Here is a 16,718-nt window from a genome sequence, read left to right as displayed (position 1 = left end):
CTCTGTCGGAGTTAAAAAAAGATTGCAACGGATGGCAGGAATTGCAATTTCTAAAATGCCGAATGTTTCGCTCCTAAAAAAAAAGGGTTGACTATATTGTCAACCCTTTTAGTTTTATTGTGAATGTGTTACCAAATTACCACCCGCAAGGAATCGGTTTGGTACATAGGGCTACCTGGTTTTATATTAAATGCTTTGTAAAATTCGGGGATGTTGCTTAACGGCCCGTTGATTCGGTATTGGGCGGGCGCATGCACATCGCTCATGATTTGTTGCGAAAGTGCTTCTTTATTGGTGTTTACCATCCAAGCATAGCCGTAAGCCAAGAAATAGCGTTGGTCTGGATTGAGTTTGCTAATTACTTCTTTGCTAGTGTATTGTTTGGTTTTCTTGAAGGCTTCGTAACCCATTACTACTCCGCCTAAATCGGCAATGTTTTCCCCTTGTGTGGCAGATCCATTGATGTTTTTATCGCCTACTTTGTAGTTGTTGAATTGGTAAACGATAAGTCCGGTTTTGATTTTGAATTTCTTTAAATCATCGGCAGTCCACCAATTGTTTAGGTTTCCTTTTTCGTCGTATTGGCTTCCTTGATCGTCAAATCCGTGGGTGATTTCGTGTCCGAAAGTAGAACCGCCAATAATTCCGTAAAGGATAGCGTCGTCGGGCATTCTGCCTTCATATCCTGGCACCAAAATATTACAAGCTGGTACGCAAATTTCGTTGTTGCTTGGGTTGTAATAGGCGTTGTAGGTTTGCGGATACATGCTCCATTCGGCTCTGTCTACTGGTTTTCCGTATTTATTGGTCATGTATTGGTACTGCCAAACATTGGCAGCCATTACGTTTTTGCAATAGGATTTTCTGTCAATCACTACGCTGCTCATGTCTTTCCATTTGTCGGGATAGCCCACTTTCATGACTATTTTACTCAATTTATTTAGCGCTTTTACTTTGGTTTCGGCACTCATCCAATCGAGTTTTTTAATGTGTTCGGCATAGACATCGCGGATGTTGTTTCCTATTTCTAACAGTTTTTCTTTAGAGCCTGCAGGCAAATAATCTTTTACGTACACCTGCCCTATTAACTCCCCAAGCGAACCATCGGTTTGTTCAACAGATCGTTTCCATCTTGGTTTTTGTTTTTTCACGCCACTCATAACGGTAGAGTAAAATTTGAAATTTTGATTTTCAATTTCTTTATTCAAATAGGATGCGTAGGTATTTACTAAATCCCATTTTAGGTAGGTTTTCCAATCGGCAATGGAATAACTTTTAATATAGCCGTTAAGTGCTTTGAAAAATTCGGGTTGCCCAACAATAACCGAATCGGCTTTGGCAATGCCAAGATCTTTTAAGGTAGTACTCCAATCGATATTTGGCGTAAGCGTTTTAAATTGCACCACGCTCATTTTGTTGTAGTTTTTCACTGGATCGCGAAGTGCTTCTAGTTTTCGAGAGGCTTTCGCCAAATCGGTTTCTAGTTTCATGATGGAAGTTGCATTTTGGGCAGCCTCGGCAGGATTTACCCCCAACAATTGCATCATGGCTTGAATGTGTTTTACATATTCGGCACGAATATTTACGGTTTCAGCATCGGTATTAAAATAATAATCGCGTTGGCCAAGTCCTAGACCACCTTGCATGAATTGCAAAGCGTTTTTAGAACTAATTTTATCGTCTTGCGATACATAAAAACTGAATGCTGCACCAGATCCTAGGGTGTGTAAATGGCCAATGGTTTTTAGTAAACTAGGTACATCCGTAATAGCATCTATGGTAGCAAATTCCGATTTTAAAGGGGTTATTCCTGCTTTATCAATAGTTACCGAATCCATGGCAGAGGCATAAAAATCGCCAATCTTTTGTTTGTTACTTCCTTTTTCTGCGTCGGTTTCTTTGGCAGAAGTTTCGCAGATGGATTTAATTTGGTTGTTGATGGTGTCCTGAATCATTCGGAAAATTCCATTACTTCTTTCGGAAGAAGGAATTGGATGTTGTTGGAACCATCCGCCATTAGCGTAATGAAAGAAATCTTCGGAAGGACTAATAGTGGTATCTCTATTGGTGATTAACGGATCTACGAATGGTGCTTCTTTTTTAGCACATCCCACCAAATTTAAGGTGATGAGGGTTACTGTGGCTATTTTTTGAATAATTTTCATATGAATAATTTAAATATTTAAGACTTTCCAAATCTACTGATTTTTAAACTTAGAAGAAAATTATTTTTATTTGTAAGATATTTTACAATAATTTTAGCATTACCGTCGTTCTATTTAAAGTAAATTGCACAACAATTATAGACATTATGGATAAAATCAAAATACTTTGGGTGGATGATGAAATTGATTTGTTAAAGCCACACATCCTTTTTTTAGAAATGAAAAATTACGCTGTCACTACCTGTAATAATGGTAGAGATGCTATAGATATTTTTGCCGAAAACAATTTTGATATTGTTTTTCTAGACGAAAACATGCCCGGAATGAGCGGCTTGGAAACCTTAGCAGAAATTAAAGAAAAGAAATCCTCAACTCCGGTAATCATGATTACCAAAAGTGAGGAAGAATACATAATGGAGGAAGCAATTGGTTCTAAAATTGCCGATTATCTTATCAAGCCAGTAAATCCGAATCAGATTTTATTGAGTTTGAAAAAAAATCTAGACCATTCGAGATTGATTTCTGAAAAAACTACATTAGATTACCAAAAGGAATTCCGAAAAATTGCAATGGAACTTTCTATGGTGAATTCTTATCAAGATTGGGTGGAATTGTATAAAAAATTGATTTTCTGGGAATTGGAGTTGGAAAATATTGAAGATACCAATTTGATTTCTATTTTGGAATCGCAAAAACAAGAAGCCAATTCGCAATTCGGAAAATTTATCGAACGAAATTACGAAGATTGGTTTGCTTCGCCAGTTCGCCAAGGCTCGGGTGAACCAAAAGCCGACAAGCCGGTGCAATCGCATACGCTTTTTAGAGAATTAGTAGTTCCAGAATTAGTAAAAAAAGAGAAACCTGTACTTTTTGTAGTGATTGATAATTTGCGTTACGACCAATGGAAAGTAATGGAAAGCACCATTAATAATTACTACAAACTAGAAAAAGAGGTGCCGTATTATGCCATTTTACCAACGGCTACGCAATATGCTCGAAATGCTATTTTCTCTGGCTTAACGCCTCTTGAAATGGAAAAACAGTTTCCGCAATATTGGAAAAATGATGTGGATGAAGGAGGAAAAAATTTGTATGAAGCAGAATTTCTTACAGCACATTTAAAACGTTTGGGATTGAATCTTAAGCAAGATTATTTCAAAATTACGAATCTTGCAGCAGGTAAAAAATTAGCCGATAATTTTAGAACCCTAAAAGATAATAATCTGGTAACGGTGGTATATAATTTTGTCGATATGTTGTCGCATGCGAAAACCGAAATGGATGTGGTTAAAGAATTGGCTTCCGATGATAAAGCGTATCGATCCCTAACCTTGAGTTGGTTTAAAAATTCGCCTTTATTGGACATTATCCAACAAGCACAAAAACTTGGATTCAAATTAATTATCACTACCGATCACGGAACTATTAATGTAAAAAATCCGTCAAAAGTAATCGGTGATAAAAACACAAGTTTGAATTTGCGATACAAAACCGGACGTAGTTTAACCTATGAAGACAAGGAAGTATACGCTGTAAAAGATCCTAAAAAAATTGGGTTACCAACTATCAACATGAGTAGTTCGTATATTTTTGCAAAAAACGATTATTTCTTGGCGTATGTAAATAACTACAACCATTATGTGAGTTATTATAAAAACACGTACCAACACGGCGGAATATCTCTAGAAGAAGTGATTGTGCCGTTTTTAGTGTTTAATCCGAGGTAAAAGTTTTTAGCTTCTGATTAATAGAGATTTATAAATTATAAAAAAGTTGCCACGAATTACACTAATTTACACGAAAAATTAGAGCGTTAAATAGCACAAATTAGAAATTAAAAAATAGAGAATTCGTTTTATTAATTTTTAAAAAATAATAATTTGTGGAATTAGTGAAATTCGTGGCAAAATAAAATTAACCAATTTATTACAATGGAAATTATTTTTTTCTTAGCGGAAATCGATGCAGTTGCAGAGAAAATACTAACAGAAAATCCGAAAAAGATACTTCTTTTTAATGGATCCATGGGTGTTGGGAAAACTACTTTAATAAAATCATTAGCCAAAAAACTTGGCGTTACAGACGCTACAAGTAGTCCAACCTTTTCTTTAGTTAATGAATATCAAATCAATGGTAATCAATCTATTTACCACTTTGATGTATACCGATTGAAAAATGAAATGGAAGCGATGGATATGGGTATTGATGAATATTTATATTCAGGAAATTGGTGTTTTATTGAATGGCCGGAGAATATTCCGAATTTGATTCCGGAAGAACATTCTACCATCACCATCGAACTTCTTCCCGACGGAAAAAGAAGGTTAACCTTAGTGTAAAAATATTTTTGTAACTTGTGCCATAATTTATTGGAAACTATGGCGATTACTCCATTTACAAAACAACAATTACTTCCTCAAGAAGAAAAACTAGAAATTGCTCGACATAAAAGCGAGTTATTTATTGGCATCCCTAAAGAAACAAGTTACCAAGAACGACGCATTTGCTTGACACCCGACGCGGTGCAATCGCTTACGGCACATGGACATCGTATTTTGATGGAAGCCGGTGCTGGAGAAAGTTCGAGTTACAGCGATAAAGAATACAGCGATGCAGGTGCCGAAATTACACAAGACACTAAAAAAGTTTTTTCGTGCCCAACACTTTTAAAAGTGGAACCACCTACTTTGGCGGAAATTGAAATGATGCAATCTAATACCATTATCATTTCGGCTATCCAATTAAAAACCAGAAAGAAAGAATATTTTGAAGCGCTTACGCAAAAGAAAATCACAGCGCTAGCTTTTGAATACATAAAAGACGAAGATGGTTCGTACCCAGCAGTGAAATCTTTAAGCGAGATTGCAGGTACAGCTTCCATATTAATCGCTGCCGAATTGATGATTAACCAACAATTTGGAAAAGGGTTATTGTTCGGAAATATTACAGGCGTCCCTCCTACTGAAGTTGTAATTATTGGTGCTGGAACAGTTGGCGAATTTGCTGCTAAATCTGCAATTGGACTAGGAGCCAGCGTGAAAGTTTTTGATAATTCGATTACAAAATTGCGTAGATTACAGAATAATTTAAACGAACGAATTTTTACTTCTACCATACAACCTAAAGCCTTATTAAAAGCTTTACGCCGCTGCGATGTTGCCATTGGTGCCATGCGTGGTAAAGAAAGATGCCCAATTATTGTTACCGAAACTATGGTGGAACACATGAAAAAAGGTGCTGTAATTGTGGATGTTAGCATTGATACCGGAGGCTGTTTTGAAACTTCGGAAATCACTACCCATGAAAAACCAACTTTTATAAAAAATAACGTAATTCACTATTGCGTTCCTAACATTCCGTCGCGCTATTCTAAAACGGCATCGCTTTCTATAAGTAATATTATAACTCCTTCTTTACTTCAAATTGCAGAAGATGGCGGAATTGAAAGTGCGCTTCGTTGCAATAATGGATTAAAAAATGGTGTGTACATGTACCACGGAATTGTTACCAACAAAGCCATTGGCGATTGGTTTAACTTGAATGTTAGTGATATTAATTTAATCGTTTTTTAATAAACAGCATTCCAAAATATTGCTGTGTTTAGTTTACATTTGCAGAAATTAAAATTATAATGAAGTTTTACCAACGTTTTGCCTACTATTTAATTGGATTAGTTATTGGATGTTTTTTTGTAGCCGCAATATTATCTGGAAAAGATACCCGTTGCAACTATTTTCCAAATGCCCGAGTTTTAAATGATTTAAGAAATAAACCTTTCAATTATAGTATTGAAGCATCTCGTAAATTATCCGAGGATTGGATTGATACTTTGGATATTAAAAATACCCTTACCTATGGCGATGTAGATTTTGATAAAAGTAATATTTCGTACCAAAAAGGAAAACTTTACATCATTCAAGGACAAACTACTAAAAAAGATACTATTACTTTAAGAGTGATTAATTACCCAAGCAAGGCGGTTTTAGAAGATATTATCCGTAAGAAATAATCTTAATTGCTTATGAAAGAAGTTAAAATTAGATTGATTCCAGCAATGGGATTGTATTTTTGCATTCAAATTTTCTTTATTTGGTTGTCTGCCAATTTCTACACGAGTAACTCTTTAGGTTACGGAATTTTAGGAGGCATTCTGACTTCTTTTTGTTTGTTTTTTTCTGTCAAAGGAATTCAAGATACCGAAGATTTTACCAACTCTATTCCAGAGAAACTTCGATTTGGCACTGCTCCTACATTTTCATTAGCCGTAATTGCTTTTATTTCCTTTATAATTTTTACCAGTTTATTAACTTCGATGTATTCCAATATTAAAGAAAACGAACTAAAACAATTTGGAAAAATCACTACCGGTGAGGTAACAGAAGGATTTTCGCAAACTGGAAGAAATGTCATTAGTACTTTTAAAGTTACGGTAGAATATTCTTTGAAAGGAGAAACCATTAGAGCATTTACTACGGTAACGCCTTCGGAATATCAAAATTGTTATATTGGCAAGGAAGTAAAACTAATTTACTCCACTAAAAATCCTAATTTAATTGACATTATTGGGGATGATGCTAAAGTTGAAACCTATGTTAAAATAAAAAATAGGACTATTTTAATTTCCGATTTACTAAAGATAATGGATTTAAATAACGACCTTACGGAAGCCTATTTGAATTCTATTTCCTATCCTTGGAACTATGATTTGGATAAAAAAGGATGGAGTAATAACGAGAAAAACCTTTACTTAATAAAACCTTCCGAGGAATCGGTTAGTTATTTAACCACTACTTTCAATCCTGAGGAATTGAATGATGAAATTGATAAGCTTAAATTTGAAAAATTAGATACTATTTCCAATTCTAATAAAAGTCCAGGAGAAAAAATTAAATTACGAATGCTGTCTGCTGTTGGCTTGTATAGAAACAATAAGTATGCCTTAATGATTAAAAGCACCTTTATTGGAACTAGTGGCCAAATTGCAATGGTTATTCAACTTGAAAAAATAAAGGAATAAAATAATTCAATATAGAAATCGTTTATTGGATTGATTTATTTATCCAAACTCAAAAATGCTTTTCCAAGATAACCAATAATATCCGAAGCAATAAAAGATTGGTAACCTGTTTCTGGTAAAGCAATATCTGCAGCCAATCCGTGAAGGTAAACTCCCAAAATAGCAGCATGCAAACTAGAATATTTTTGTGCAACTAAACTAGTTATTATTCCCGTTAAAACATCCCCGCTTCCTGCGGTGGCAAGCGCGGGATTTCCAGTAGTATTTTTATATATTGTAGTTCCATCCACAATTAAAGTTGGCGCACCTTTTACCACAATAACACAATCTGTTTTTAAGGATAATTGCATGGTTTTTTCTAATTTTTCCTCCTCGTTTTGCCAAGGTCCAATAAGACGTTCCAACTCTTTTGGATGTGGGGTCAATATGGAATTTTTTGGCACTAAAGAAATCCAATCCTTATTTAAAGATAAAATATTTAAAGCATCGGCATCTATTACCAAAGGAAGTTTATTGTTGATAAGAAATTGATGTAAAGCATGTTGGGTTGCTACTTCATGACCTAGCCCCATCCCTATTCCAATAGCATCCGGCTTAATTTGAAAATCTATTTTTTTAATAGACTTTTTTTCTTTGTTGGTAATAACCATTGCTTCTGGAATTGCAATTTGAACAATATCATAACCACATTTTGGAATCAAGGCAGTTACTAATCCGCATCCACTTTTCAAAGCCGCTTTACTGGATAGGCATACCGAACCCATTTTGCCATAACTTCCACCAATAAGTAAGGCATGACCTTGCGTTCCTTTATGGGTATCAATGGCAATAGGTTGGTAAATTTCAGAAATTAACTCGGAGGTAACTAGAATCATTTTTTAAATTTTTATCAAATTTGTATCTCAATGCTACTATAAATTTAAGGATAAAATTACAAATTGAAAGAATATCTACTAATTTCTTTTAATAGTAATTAAAATGAAGTGTCTTTTTGATTTAGATTCTCCAAAAAATACTAATTTAGCCACTCGAACAAACAAACAATCTTAGGATAATGAAAAATACCGCTTTATCGCACATTCACGAAAGTTTAGGAGCTAAAATGGTTCCATTTGCAGGATACAATATGCCTGTGCAATACGAAGGAGTTAATGCAGAACACGAAACCGTTAGAACTTCTGTTGGAGTTTTTGATGTTTCGCACATGGGGGAATTCTTCCTTAAAGGTGAAAATGCTTTGGCTTTGATTCAAAAAGTAACTTCTAACGATGCTTCTAAATTAGTGGACGGAAAAGCACAATATTCTTGCTTACCAAATAACGACGGTGGAATTGTAGACGATTTAATTATCTATAAAATTGCCGATAACGATTATATGTTAGTAGTGAATGCTTCTAATATTGATAAAGACTGGAATTGGATTTCTTCGCACAACGACTTAGGTGTGGAAATGACTAATGCCTCGGCAGATTATTCGCTTTTAGCTATTCAAGGACCTAAAGCCGCTGCTGCAATGCAAGCTTTAACCAGCATCGATTTAGCAAACATGCCTTACTATTCATTTCAAATTGGAGATTTTGCTGGAATAGAAAACGTAACTGTTTCTGCTACTGGATATACTGGTTCTGGTGGATTTGAAATTTATTTTAAAAATGAAGACGCCGAAACCATTTGGAATAAAATTTTTGAAGCTGGAGCAGCATTCGGAATTAAACCTATTGGCCTAGCAGCACGAGATACCTTACGTTTGGAAATGGGTTTCTGTTTGTATGGAAACGATATTAACGACACTACCTCTCCTATTGAAGCTGGATTGGGTTGGATTACAAAATTCGATAAAGAATTTACTAATTCGGCTAATCTAAAAGCACAAAAAGAAGCTGGAGTTACTAAAAAACTAGTAGGTTTTGAATTAATCGAAAGAGGAATTCCTCGTCACGATTATGAAATTGTAGATGCCGATGGAAATAACATCGGTATTGTAACTTCTGGAACCATGGCTCCAAGTCTAGGAAAAGGAATCGGAATGGGATATGTAAAAACCGAATTTGCTTCCGCAGATAGTGAAATATTCATCCAAATACGAAATAACAAAGTTGCTGCTAAAGTGGTGAAAATGCCGTTTTACAAGAAATAATCAATGGCAAAAATCAATGGCAAAAATCAATAGCAAAAATCAATGGCAATAGCAATGACAAAATTCAAAATTCAATTTTAAAGATTAATATTGATTTTTGATATTGAAATTGATTTTTGATATTGAAATTGATTTTTGACATTGCCATTGATTTTTGACATTGCCATTGATTTTTGATATTGATATTGATTTTTGATATTGATTTTTGATATTGAAATTGATTTTTGATATTGATATTGATTTTTGATATTGATATTGATTTTTGACATTGAAAATCTTACATTTGCACTCAAAAATTTATTTAAGTTTTAGAATCATATAGAAATGGGAAGAGCATTCGAATTTAGAAAAGGAAGAAAAATGAAACGTTGGTCAGCAATGGCAAAAGCGTTTACACGTATTGGAAAAGATATTGTAATGGCAGTAAAAGAAGGCGGTCCTAACCCGGATGCTAACTCTCGTTTACGTGCTGTTATCCAGAATGCGAAGGCAGCAAACATGCCTAAAGAAAATGTAGAACGTGCTATAAAAAAAGCAACCGACAAAGATACGGCGAACTATAAAGAGCAGCTTTTTGAAGGATATGCACCACACGGAATTGCACTTTTAATAGAAACTGCAACCGATAATAACAACCGTACCGTTGCAAACATTAGAAGTTATTTCAATAAATGCAACGGAACTATGGGAACCCAAGGTTCGGTAGAATTTATGTTTGATCATACTTGCAATTTCCGAATTCCAAATACCAATGTAGATATTGAGGAAATGGAATTGGAATTCATCGATTTTGGTGCCGAAGAAATTTTTGCTGATGAAGACGGAATTTTAATCTATGCGCCTTTCGAAAGTTTTGGCGCCATTCAAAAAGAATTAGAATCTCGTGGTATCGAAATTTTATCTTCCGGATTTGAACGAATTCCACAAATTACTAAAAAACTTACCGAGGCTGAAATTGCCGATGTAGAAAAATTAATAGAAAAAATAGAGGAAGACGATGATGTGATGAACGTGTATCACACTATGGACGAATCGGAATAATAGAAATTAGATTGCAAATTTTAGAAATCAAACTTCAAGGAAACTTGGAGTTTTTTTTTTATTTTATAATAATCTGATAATTATTGAATTGTATTTTTAAAAAATAATTCTATTAAAATTTTGTAACATTTAAATAAGTCCTCCGTATAATTACAGATTTTAAAATGGAAACTATTCTAAAATGACACCAAAGCGTGTTGTAACTTCAAATCCTAATTCAATAAGCAAATGAAAGTTGAATTTAATGTGATATGAAACTGAAATTACTACCTATTTTTCTATACAATTCTATTAAAATCAAAAATATATTAAATAAATAAACTCTATAAAATGACAACAATTTTTACTTTTTGGTGGGTAATTTTAATTGCATTATCCGTTCTTTTTTACAAATTTGTTTTGCGCGTTTTCTTCGGAATGGTAATAGTTCCCGAAGATAAAATTGGTTTAGTGACTAAAAAATTCGTGCTTTTTGGAGCCGATAAATCGTTGCCAGATGGAAGAATTATTGCTACTAAAGGCGAAGCAGGTTACCAAGCTCAAACCCTTGCTCCTGGATTGTATTGGGCAAAATGGATTTGGCAATACTCTGTTGATATGACTTCGTTTACCATCATTCCAGAGGGGAAAATCGGATTGGTATTGAGTAAAGACGGTAAGGAAATTCCAACCGGAAAAATCTTAGCTCGAAAAGTAGATAGCGACAACTTTCAAGATGCCATGTCGTTTCTTGATAATGGTGGACAAAAAGGGCGTCAAACTGCTTTTATAACAACTGGATCGTATCGTATTAATACCTTCTTATTCGAAATTGTGATGGCAGACCAAGTTAAAATATTTGAAAACATGGTTGGAATAGTTACCGCTTTAGATGGTGATCCAATTCCGTTAGGACAAATTGCAGGTAAATATATTGAAGGACACAATAACTTTCAAGATTTTGATCAATTTTTAGGTCAGGGTGGAAATCGTGGTTTGCAACCGCAAGTAATGTTGGCCGGTTCTTATTATATCAATACTTGGGCTATTCAAATTGAACAAACTCCTATGACCGATGTGCCTATTGGTTATGTTGGAGTAGTAATTTCCTATATTGGAGAAGATGGAAAAGATGTTACCGGAGATACTTTCAAACATGGAAATATCGTTTCTAAAGGACAACGTGGTGTTTGGATGGAGCCACTAGGACCTGGAAAATATGCGTTGAATAAATATACCACCAAATTAGAACCCGTTCCTACCACCAATTTAGTGCTTAACTGGGCTAATGCTCGAAGTGAATCACATGATTTAGATAAAAATTTATCTACCATCACCGTTCGTTCTAAAGATGGTTTCCCATTTAATTTAGATGTGGCGCAAATCATTCACGTTCCTGCCAACGAAGCACCTAAAGTAATTGCGCGTTTTGGAAGCATGACCAATTTAGTTTCGCAAGTTTTAGAGCCAACTATTGGTAACTATTTCAGAAACTCGGCTCAAGATAGCGATGTAATTTCGTTCTTAAGCACCCGTAAAGAGCGTCAAGAATCGGCTAAAAATCACATTAAAGCAGTTTTAGATGAATATAATGTAAACGCTGTGGATACTTTAATTGGAGATATTGTGCCACCCGATTCTTTGATGAAAACATTAACCGATAGAAAATTGGCTGAAGAAGAACAAAAAACCTATCAAACCCAAAGAATGGCGCAAGAACAACGCCAAGGAATGGAAAAAGAAACTGCCATTGCCGACATGCAAAAAGAGATTGTTCGCGCTTCTCAAAGTGTTGAAATTGCGCAACGAACTGCCGATGCAACGGTTAAAAAAGCCGAAGGTGATGCTACCAGTTTGAAATTAAATGTAAATGCCGAAGCCGAAGCAACTAAAATGCGTGCTAATGCCGAAGCAGAAGCAACCAAAGCAAGAGCGGGAGCACAAGCAGAAGCAACCAAATTAAACGCAAGTGCTGAAGCTGAAAAAATTTCTAAAACAGGTTTAGCCGAAGCAGAAAAAATTATGGCAATTGGTAAATCAACTGCGGAAGCCTATCAATTACAAGTGTCTGCAATGGGAGAAGATAACTTTGCGAAATACAAAATCACCGAAGAAATTGGTAAAGGAAATATCAAAGTAATTCCAGATGTTTTAATTTCAGGCACCAATGGTTCTGAAGGAGGAATTAGTGGTTTACTTGGAATGAAACTCATGGAAATGATGGATACCAAAAATGAAAAAATTGATCCTAAAAAGAAATAATTAGGCTTTAAACACATTGAAATCCGTTTTGTGAAAGCAAAACGGATTTTTTCATTACTATTAACTGAAAAAAAATAATAGATTTGAGTTTTTAATAAATAAAAAAGAGCGGATAAATTAAACTAATTTTTAAATAAAATAACTTGCAATACAATTTCTATGTTATTAAAACATTTTATTTCTTAATACTTTGTTAATTGCTTAAATTATTTTTTATATTTGACAAATGTTAAATTTTGCAAACAATTACTTGTTTACTATCTGTTTACATATTTAAAAAATAACTTAACCCCCTTTAAGACTTGTTTTTGGGCACTTTTTTTAACCTACAGCAAAATACTATAAAACTTTCTATGGAGAAAGCGTTTTTTCGTATACTTATGTTTTGGGTTATTTTTTTGGGATGTCAAGAAATTAAGGGGCAGACAACTATCTTTTCACAAAATTTTGAAAGTAATTGGACTATTCCTTCTACTTTATCTTCTGCTTGGACTAGCGAAGGTATAGGAAATAATCAATGGCATATGAATTCCTTCACTACTGGATGGACTTTCCCAAATTTAGGGGAATATTTTCCAACAGGTGCAAATGGTACAAATAAATCCGCTCGTTTTCATTCATATGGTGCTTCCTCAGGTTCTACAGGAAGTTTAATTAGTCCAACAATTAATTTTCCGGCATCTAATTGTCAAAATAAAAACTTAAGTTTCAATATAATAAACACTGATGGAGTTGATAAAGTTAATGTATATATATCTACCGATGGCGGAACAAATTGGGGAAGCACTATAGGGACTTTTGGAAACTATTCAAATTGGACCTTAATTAACATTAATTTAGGAACTACAACCTCAAATAATGTAAAAGTTAAATTTGTTGCTACATCAGATTGGGGATTGTCAGATATCGGAATTGATGAAATTGTAATTAGCAGTAATACTATACCATCTACAGTTTCTATTTCTCCCGCTTCTGCTACAATTTGCAGTGGCAGTTCAAAACCATTAACTGCTAGTGGAGGGGATGTAACCGGGGTTTCTATATTAAGTGAAAATTTTAATGGGGCTGCACCTGGTTGGACAAATACAAATACTTCTACGGGGGGTATACCGGCCAATGCAACTTGGACTTTACAACCAAATAATTACAATTATACTATTTATAATACAACTTTTAATAGTAATGACAATTCCCAATTTTATTTATCCAATAGTGATGCACAAGGATTGAACAGTATAACCAACACAACTTTAGTTTCACCGTCTTTTAGTACTCTTGGGTTTAATGCAGTTAGCATAAATTTCTTTCAATATTATAATTTTTTTAGTATTCCAGAATATGCTAAAGTGGAGGTGTCAATTGATAATTCAATTTGGAATACACTAACAACATACATTTCAGATCAAGGTTCAAATAACAACTTTGTTGCTGCCAACATTAATCTTCCAGCAACTTATTTGAATCAACCTACTGTTTACATTAGATTTAACTATAGTGCAACATGGGATTTTTATTGGGCAATTGATAATGTGACAATTACAGGTAATAAATCAGCTAATTTTACTTGGTCTCCCAATGTTAATCTTAGTACCACTATTGGAACTACTGTTATAGCTTCTCCAACAACAACCCAAACATACACAGCAACATCTACAATTAATGGTTGTTCTAATAGCACAAATGTAACGGTAACGGTAAACCCAATTAACACCATAGTGCTAACTTCTGGAAATAATTCACAAACAGTTTGTTTAAACTCGGCTATTACCAATATAACTTATACTACTACAGGAGCTACGGGTGCAACTGTAACAGGTTTACCAAATGGTTTTATGGCAACATGGGCAAACAATGTTGTCACAATTAGTGGAATTACATCAGCGACAGGTATTTTCAATTACACAATCACATTAACAGGAGGTTGTGGGTCAATAACTACTACAGGTACAATAACTGTAAATAGCATACCAAATAAACCTGGTATAATTACTGGGAATCCGAACCCATGCTCAAATACTCCTTCTTTAATATATAGTATTACTGCCGTAACTGGTGCAACAAGTTATTCTTGGGCAGTGCCAACTGGTTGGTCAATAACAAGTGGTCAAGGCACAACATCAATAACCGTTACGTCTGGAAATACTTCTCAAAATGGCCTTATTACAGTATCTGCAAGTAATATTTGTGGGACGAGTTCAATAAAACAATTATCTGTTACTGTATCTTCAAATACAGCTGCAGCAGCATCTAGTTCTCCATCACTTTGTGTAAATTCGGCTTTAACAAATATTACTCATACTACAACTGGGGCTTCAGGAATTTCAAATTCGGGAGTTTCTGGCGCAAACGGTCTGCCTTCAGGAGTAAGCGCTTCTTGGTCATCAAATACAATAACCATAAATGGTACACCAACCGCATCTGGAACGTTTAACTATAGTATCCCATTAACAGGAGGCTGCGGAAATGTAAATGCAACAGGAACAATTATGGTCAATACTTTACCAGTTTCAACTGCTTCTAATAATGGACCTTATTGCTCAGGTTCAACTATTCAGTTAATTGGCAGTTCGGGTTTAAATTATTATTCTTGGAATGGACCCAATAATTATAGTTCATCAAATCAATTAGTTACTCAAAACTTTGATAGTTTAGGAACAGGAACTACTTGGACAGACAACTCAACACTTTCGGGTTGGTATTTATTAAGAAACATAGGTACAGTTAACCCAATAAGTTCAGGAACAGGAAGTAATAATACAGGAGCAATTTATAATTTTACTAATAGTATAAATAGTACTGATAGAGCATTAGGTAGTCTCGGTTCTAATGCAACTGGGAGTATAAATTATGGAGTTAAAATAACAAATGCTACTGGGTTTACCGTAAACACTGTATCTATAACCTATACAGGGGAACAATATAGAGATGCTGGAAATACTTCTCCAGTTGCTCAAAGTTTAACGTTTGATTATTCTACTAATGCAACAAATTTAACTACTGCTTCTGGCGCATGGACCCCTGTTCCTGCATTAACATTTAGTACCCCAACATATACTATTACAGCTGGTGTGTTAGATGGTAATGCTACTTCAAATAGAGTTGTTGGCATTACTTCAACAATAACTGGATTAAGTATTCCAAATGGTTCAAATATTTGGGTAAGATGGACAGACCTAAATGATTCAAATAACGATGCAGCGGTTGCTATTGATGATGTTTCAATTGTGTTAAGTGCGGGAAATTCAAGTCCTTCAATAATTAATGCAACAACACAAATGTCTGGAAATTACTCCCTAAATGTTGTTGATTCTAATGGATGCAATTCAACTGCAACTACTAATGTTGTGGTTAATCCGGTTCCAAATATTACTATTTCAGGAAATGCAACAATTTGTGCAGGTGCTTCAACAACTTTATCAGCAACTGGAGCAAGTAGTTATTTGTGGTCTAATAGTTTAGGAATAAATCCCTCTATTAATGTTACTCCTTCTAGCAATACCCAATATACAGTAACTGGAACCAATTCATATAATTGTACAAATAATGCATCAATAAATGTAACAGTAAATCCAAACCCATCGACAACCCTAATATATCATCAATAACTAAATTACTAATTAAATAAAAAAAAATGAAAACAATTATTAAAAAAAACTTTTTCCTACTGATCTTAGTATTCGGATCAATAATGAGTATGAACTCCCAAACAAGTCAAACACTTACGGAGACCTTTTGTCAAGGAACTGGTACAAGACCTTACGCAGTAGATACTGCTGAAGGTACAAATGGAACTCCTGGTTCTTCTTATTCTTGGTCGATAACAGGAACAAATAGCACAACTGCTGTTTTATCAGCATCAATAGGGAATCCAATTTCTATAAATTGGTCAGCTACACCTGCAGGAAGTTATGTTGTTCATGTTGTTGAGACCACAACTGCAACTGGTTGTATTGCAAATGAAGTTACATTAAATGTAACGATTAATCCTTTACCTACTGCAACAATAACACCTGCAACTATAACTACATTCTGTTCTGGAGGAAGTGTCGTATTGGATGCAAATATTGGAACTGGTTTAACTTACCAATGGCAATTAGATGGAGTAAATTATACTGGT

12 protein-coding genes are annotated in these 16,718 nt (G+C 34.5%); 10 read left to right on the top strand and 2 right to left on the bottom strand.

Annotation, left to right across the window (positions count from 1 at the left end):
- Positions 1 to 128: 128 nt before the first annotated feature.
- Positions 129 to 2,165: a M13 family metallopeptidase gene (locus ACIQ2J_RS09405; protein WP_396168982.1), complete on the bottom strand. Its 2,037-nt coding sequence runs from the start codon at positions 2,163 to 2,165 to the stop codon at positions 129 to 131.
- 146 nt (positions 2,166 to 2,311) lie between these two features.
- Here ACIQ2J_RS09405 and ACIQ2J_RS09400 point away from each other — a divergent pair, with 146 nt between their 5' ends.
- From ACIQ2J_RS09400 to ACIQ2J_RS09380, 5 genes are all read left to right on the top strand, one after another.
- Positions 2,312 to 3,892 (top strand): PglZ domain-containing protein, encoded by a 1,581-nt coding sequence (locus ACIQ2J_RS09400; protein ID WP_396168979.1) that lies wholly within the window; start codon positions 2,312 to 2,314, stop codon positions 3,890 to 3,892.
- A 204-nt stretch (positions 3,893 to 4,096) separates the two neighbouring features.
- Positions 4,097 to 4,504 (top strand): tRNA (adenosine(37)-N6)-threonylcarbamoyltransferase complex ATPase subunit type 1 TsaE, encoded by a 408-nt coding sequence (gene tsaE, locus ACIQ2J_RS09395; protein ID WP_396168977.1) that lies wholly within the window; start codon positions 4,097 to 4,099, stop codon positions 4,502 to 4,504.
- A 39-nt stretch (positions 4,505 to 4,543) separates the two neighbouring features.
- Positions 4,544 to 5,737 (top strand): alanine dehydrogenase, encoded by a 1,194-nt coding sequence (locus ACIQ2J_RS09390; protein WP_396168974.1) that lies wholly within the window; start codon positions 4,544 to 4,546, stop codon positions 5,735 to 5,737.
- Positions 5,738 to 5,796: 59 nt separating this feature from the next.
- The gene (locus ACIQ2J_RS09385) at positions 5,797 to 6,174 is read left to right on the top strand and encodes a DUF4258 domain-containing protein (RefSeq protein WP_396168972.1); all 378 of its coding nucleotides are present in this window, start codon (positions 5,797 to 5,799) and stop codon (positions 6,172 to 6,174) included.
- Between the two features lie 12 nt (positions 6,175 to 6,186).
- Entirely contained in the window at positions 6,187 to 7,182 is a 996-nt protein-coding gene (locus tag ACIQ2J_RS09380) for a hypothetical protein (RefSeq protein ID WP_396168970.1), read from the top strand.
- 35 nt (positions 7,183 to 7,217) lie between these two features.
- On the opposite strand, the gene ACIQ2J_RS09375 is transcribed toward ACIQ2J_RS09380, so the two are convergent.
- Positions 7,218 to 8,057 (bottom strand): NAD(P)H-hydrate dehydratase, encoded by an 840-nt coding sequence (locus ACIQ2J_RS09375; RefSeq protein WP_396168968.1) that lies wholly within the window; start codon positions 8,055 to 8,057, stop codon positions 7,218 to 7,220.
- A gap of 179 nt (positions 8,058 to 8,236) precedes the next feature.
- Here ACIQ2J_RS09375 and gcvT point away from each other — a divergent pair, with 179 nt between their 5' ends.
- The 5 genes from gcvT to ACIQ2J_RS09350 form a co-directional block, all read left to right on the top strand.
- Positions 8,237 to 9,319 carry a glycine cleavage system aminomethyltransferase GcvT gene (gene gcvT / locus ACIQ2J_RS09370; protein ID WP_396168965.1) on the top strand — a complete coding sequence of 361 codons (1,083 nt, stop codon included), beginning with the start codon at positions 8,237 to 8,239 and terminating at the stop codon, positions 9,317 to 9,319.
- Positions 9,320 to 9,643: 324 nt separating this feature from the next.
- Positions 9,644 to 10,360, top strand: coding sequence for a YebC/PmpR family DNA-binding transcriptional regulator (locus tag ACIQ2J_RS09365; protein WP_396168963.1), 717 nt, complete (start codon positions 9,644 to 9,646; stop codon positions 10,358 to 10,360).
- 330 nt (positions 10,361 to 10,690) lie between these two features.
- Positions 10,691 to 12,601, top strand: coding sequence for an SPFH domain-containing protein (locus ACIQ2J_RS09360; RefSeq protein ID WP_396168961.1), 1,911 nt, complete (start codon positions 10,691 to 10,693; stop codon positions 12,599 to 12,601).
- 380 nt (positions 12,602 to 12,981) lie between these two features.
- Complete coding sequence (locus tag ACIQ2J_RS09355) at positions 12,982 to 16,206, top strand: hypothetical protein (RefSeq protein WP_396168957.1); 3,225 nt, start codon at positions 12,982 to 12,984, stop codon at positions 16,204 to 16,206.
- A 26-nt stretch (positions 16,207 to 16,232) separates the two neighbouring features.
- Positions 16,233 to 16,718 (top strand): hypothetical protein (locus tag ACIQ2J_RS09350; protein WP_396168953.1); only part of this gene is annotated, 486 nt, incomplete at its 3' end.

Source organism: Flavobacterium sp., assembly GCF_044357305.1.
Taxonomy (GTDB): Bacteria; Bacteroidota; Bacteroidia; order Flavobacteriales; family Flavobacteriaceae; genus Flavobacterium.
Note: the sequence above shows the minus strand (reverse complement) of the source record. Positions and strands in the feature narration are given on the sequence as shown.

Coding starts and splice junctions, on each gene's coding strand:
- ACIQ2J_RS09400 (WP_396168979.1), top strand. CDS start 2,312: ATGGATAAAATCAAAATACTTTGGGTGGATGATGAAATTGATTTGTTA.
- ACIQ2J_RS09365 (WP_396168963.1), top strand. CDS start 9,644: ATGGGAAGAGCATTCGAATTTAGAAAAGGAAGAAAAATGAAACGTTGG.
- ACIQ2J_RS09380 (WP_396168970.1), top strand. CDS start 6,187: ATGAAAGAAGTTAAAATTAGATTGATTCCAGCAATGGGATTGTATTTT.
- gcvT (WP_396168965.1), top strand. CDS start 8,237: ATGAAAAATACCGCTTTATCGCACATTCACGAAAGTTTAGGAGCTAAA.
- ACIQ2J_RS09390 (WP_396168974.1), top strand. CDS start 4,544: ATGGCGATTACTCCATTTACAAAACAACAATTACTTCCTCAAGAAGAA.
- tsaE (WP_396168977.1), top strand. CDS start 4,097: ATGGAAATTATTTTTTTCTTAGCGGAAATCGATGCAGTTGCAGAGAAA.
- ACIQ2J_RS09375 (WP_396168968.1), bottom strand. CDS start 8,057: ATGATTCTAGTTACCTCCGAGTTAATTTCTGAAATTTACCAACCTATT.
- ACIQ2J_RS09355 (WP_396168957.1), top strand. CDS start 12,982: ATGTTTTGGGTTATTTTTTTGGGATGTCAAGAAATTAAGGGGCAGACA.
- ACIQ2J_RS09385 (WP_396168972.1), top strand. CDS start 5,797: ATGAAGTTTTACCAACGTTTTGCCTACTATTTAATTGGATTAGTTATT.
- ACIQ2J_RS09405 (WP_396168982.1), bottom strand. CDS start 2,165: ATGAAAATTATTCAAAAAATAGCCACAGTAACCCTCATCACCTTAAAT.
- ACIQ2J_RS09360 (WP_396168961.1), top strand. CDS start 10,691: ATGACAACAATTTTTACTTTTTGGTGGGTAATTTTAATTGCATTATCC.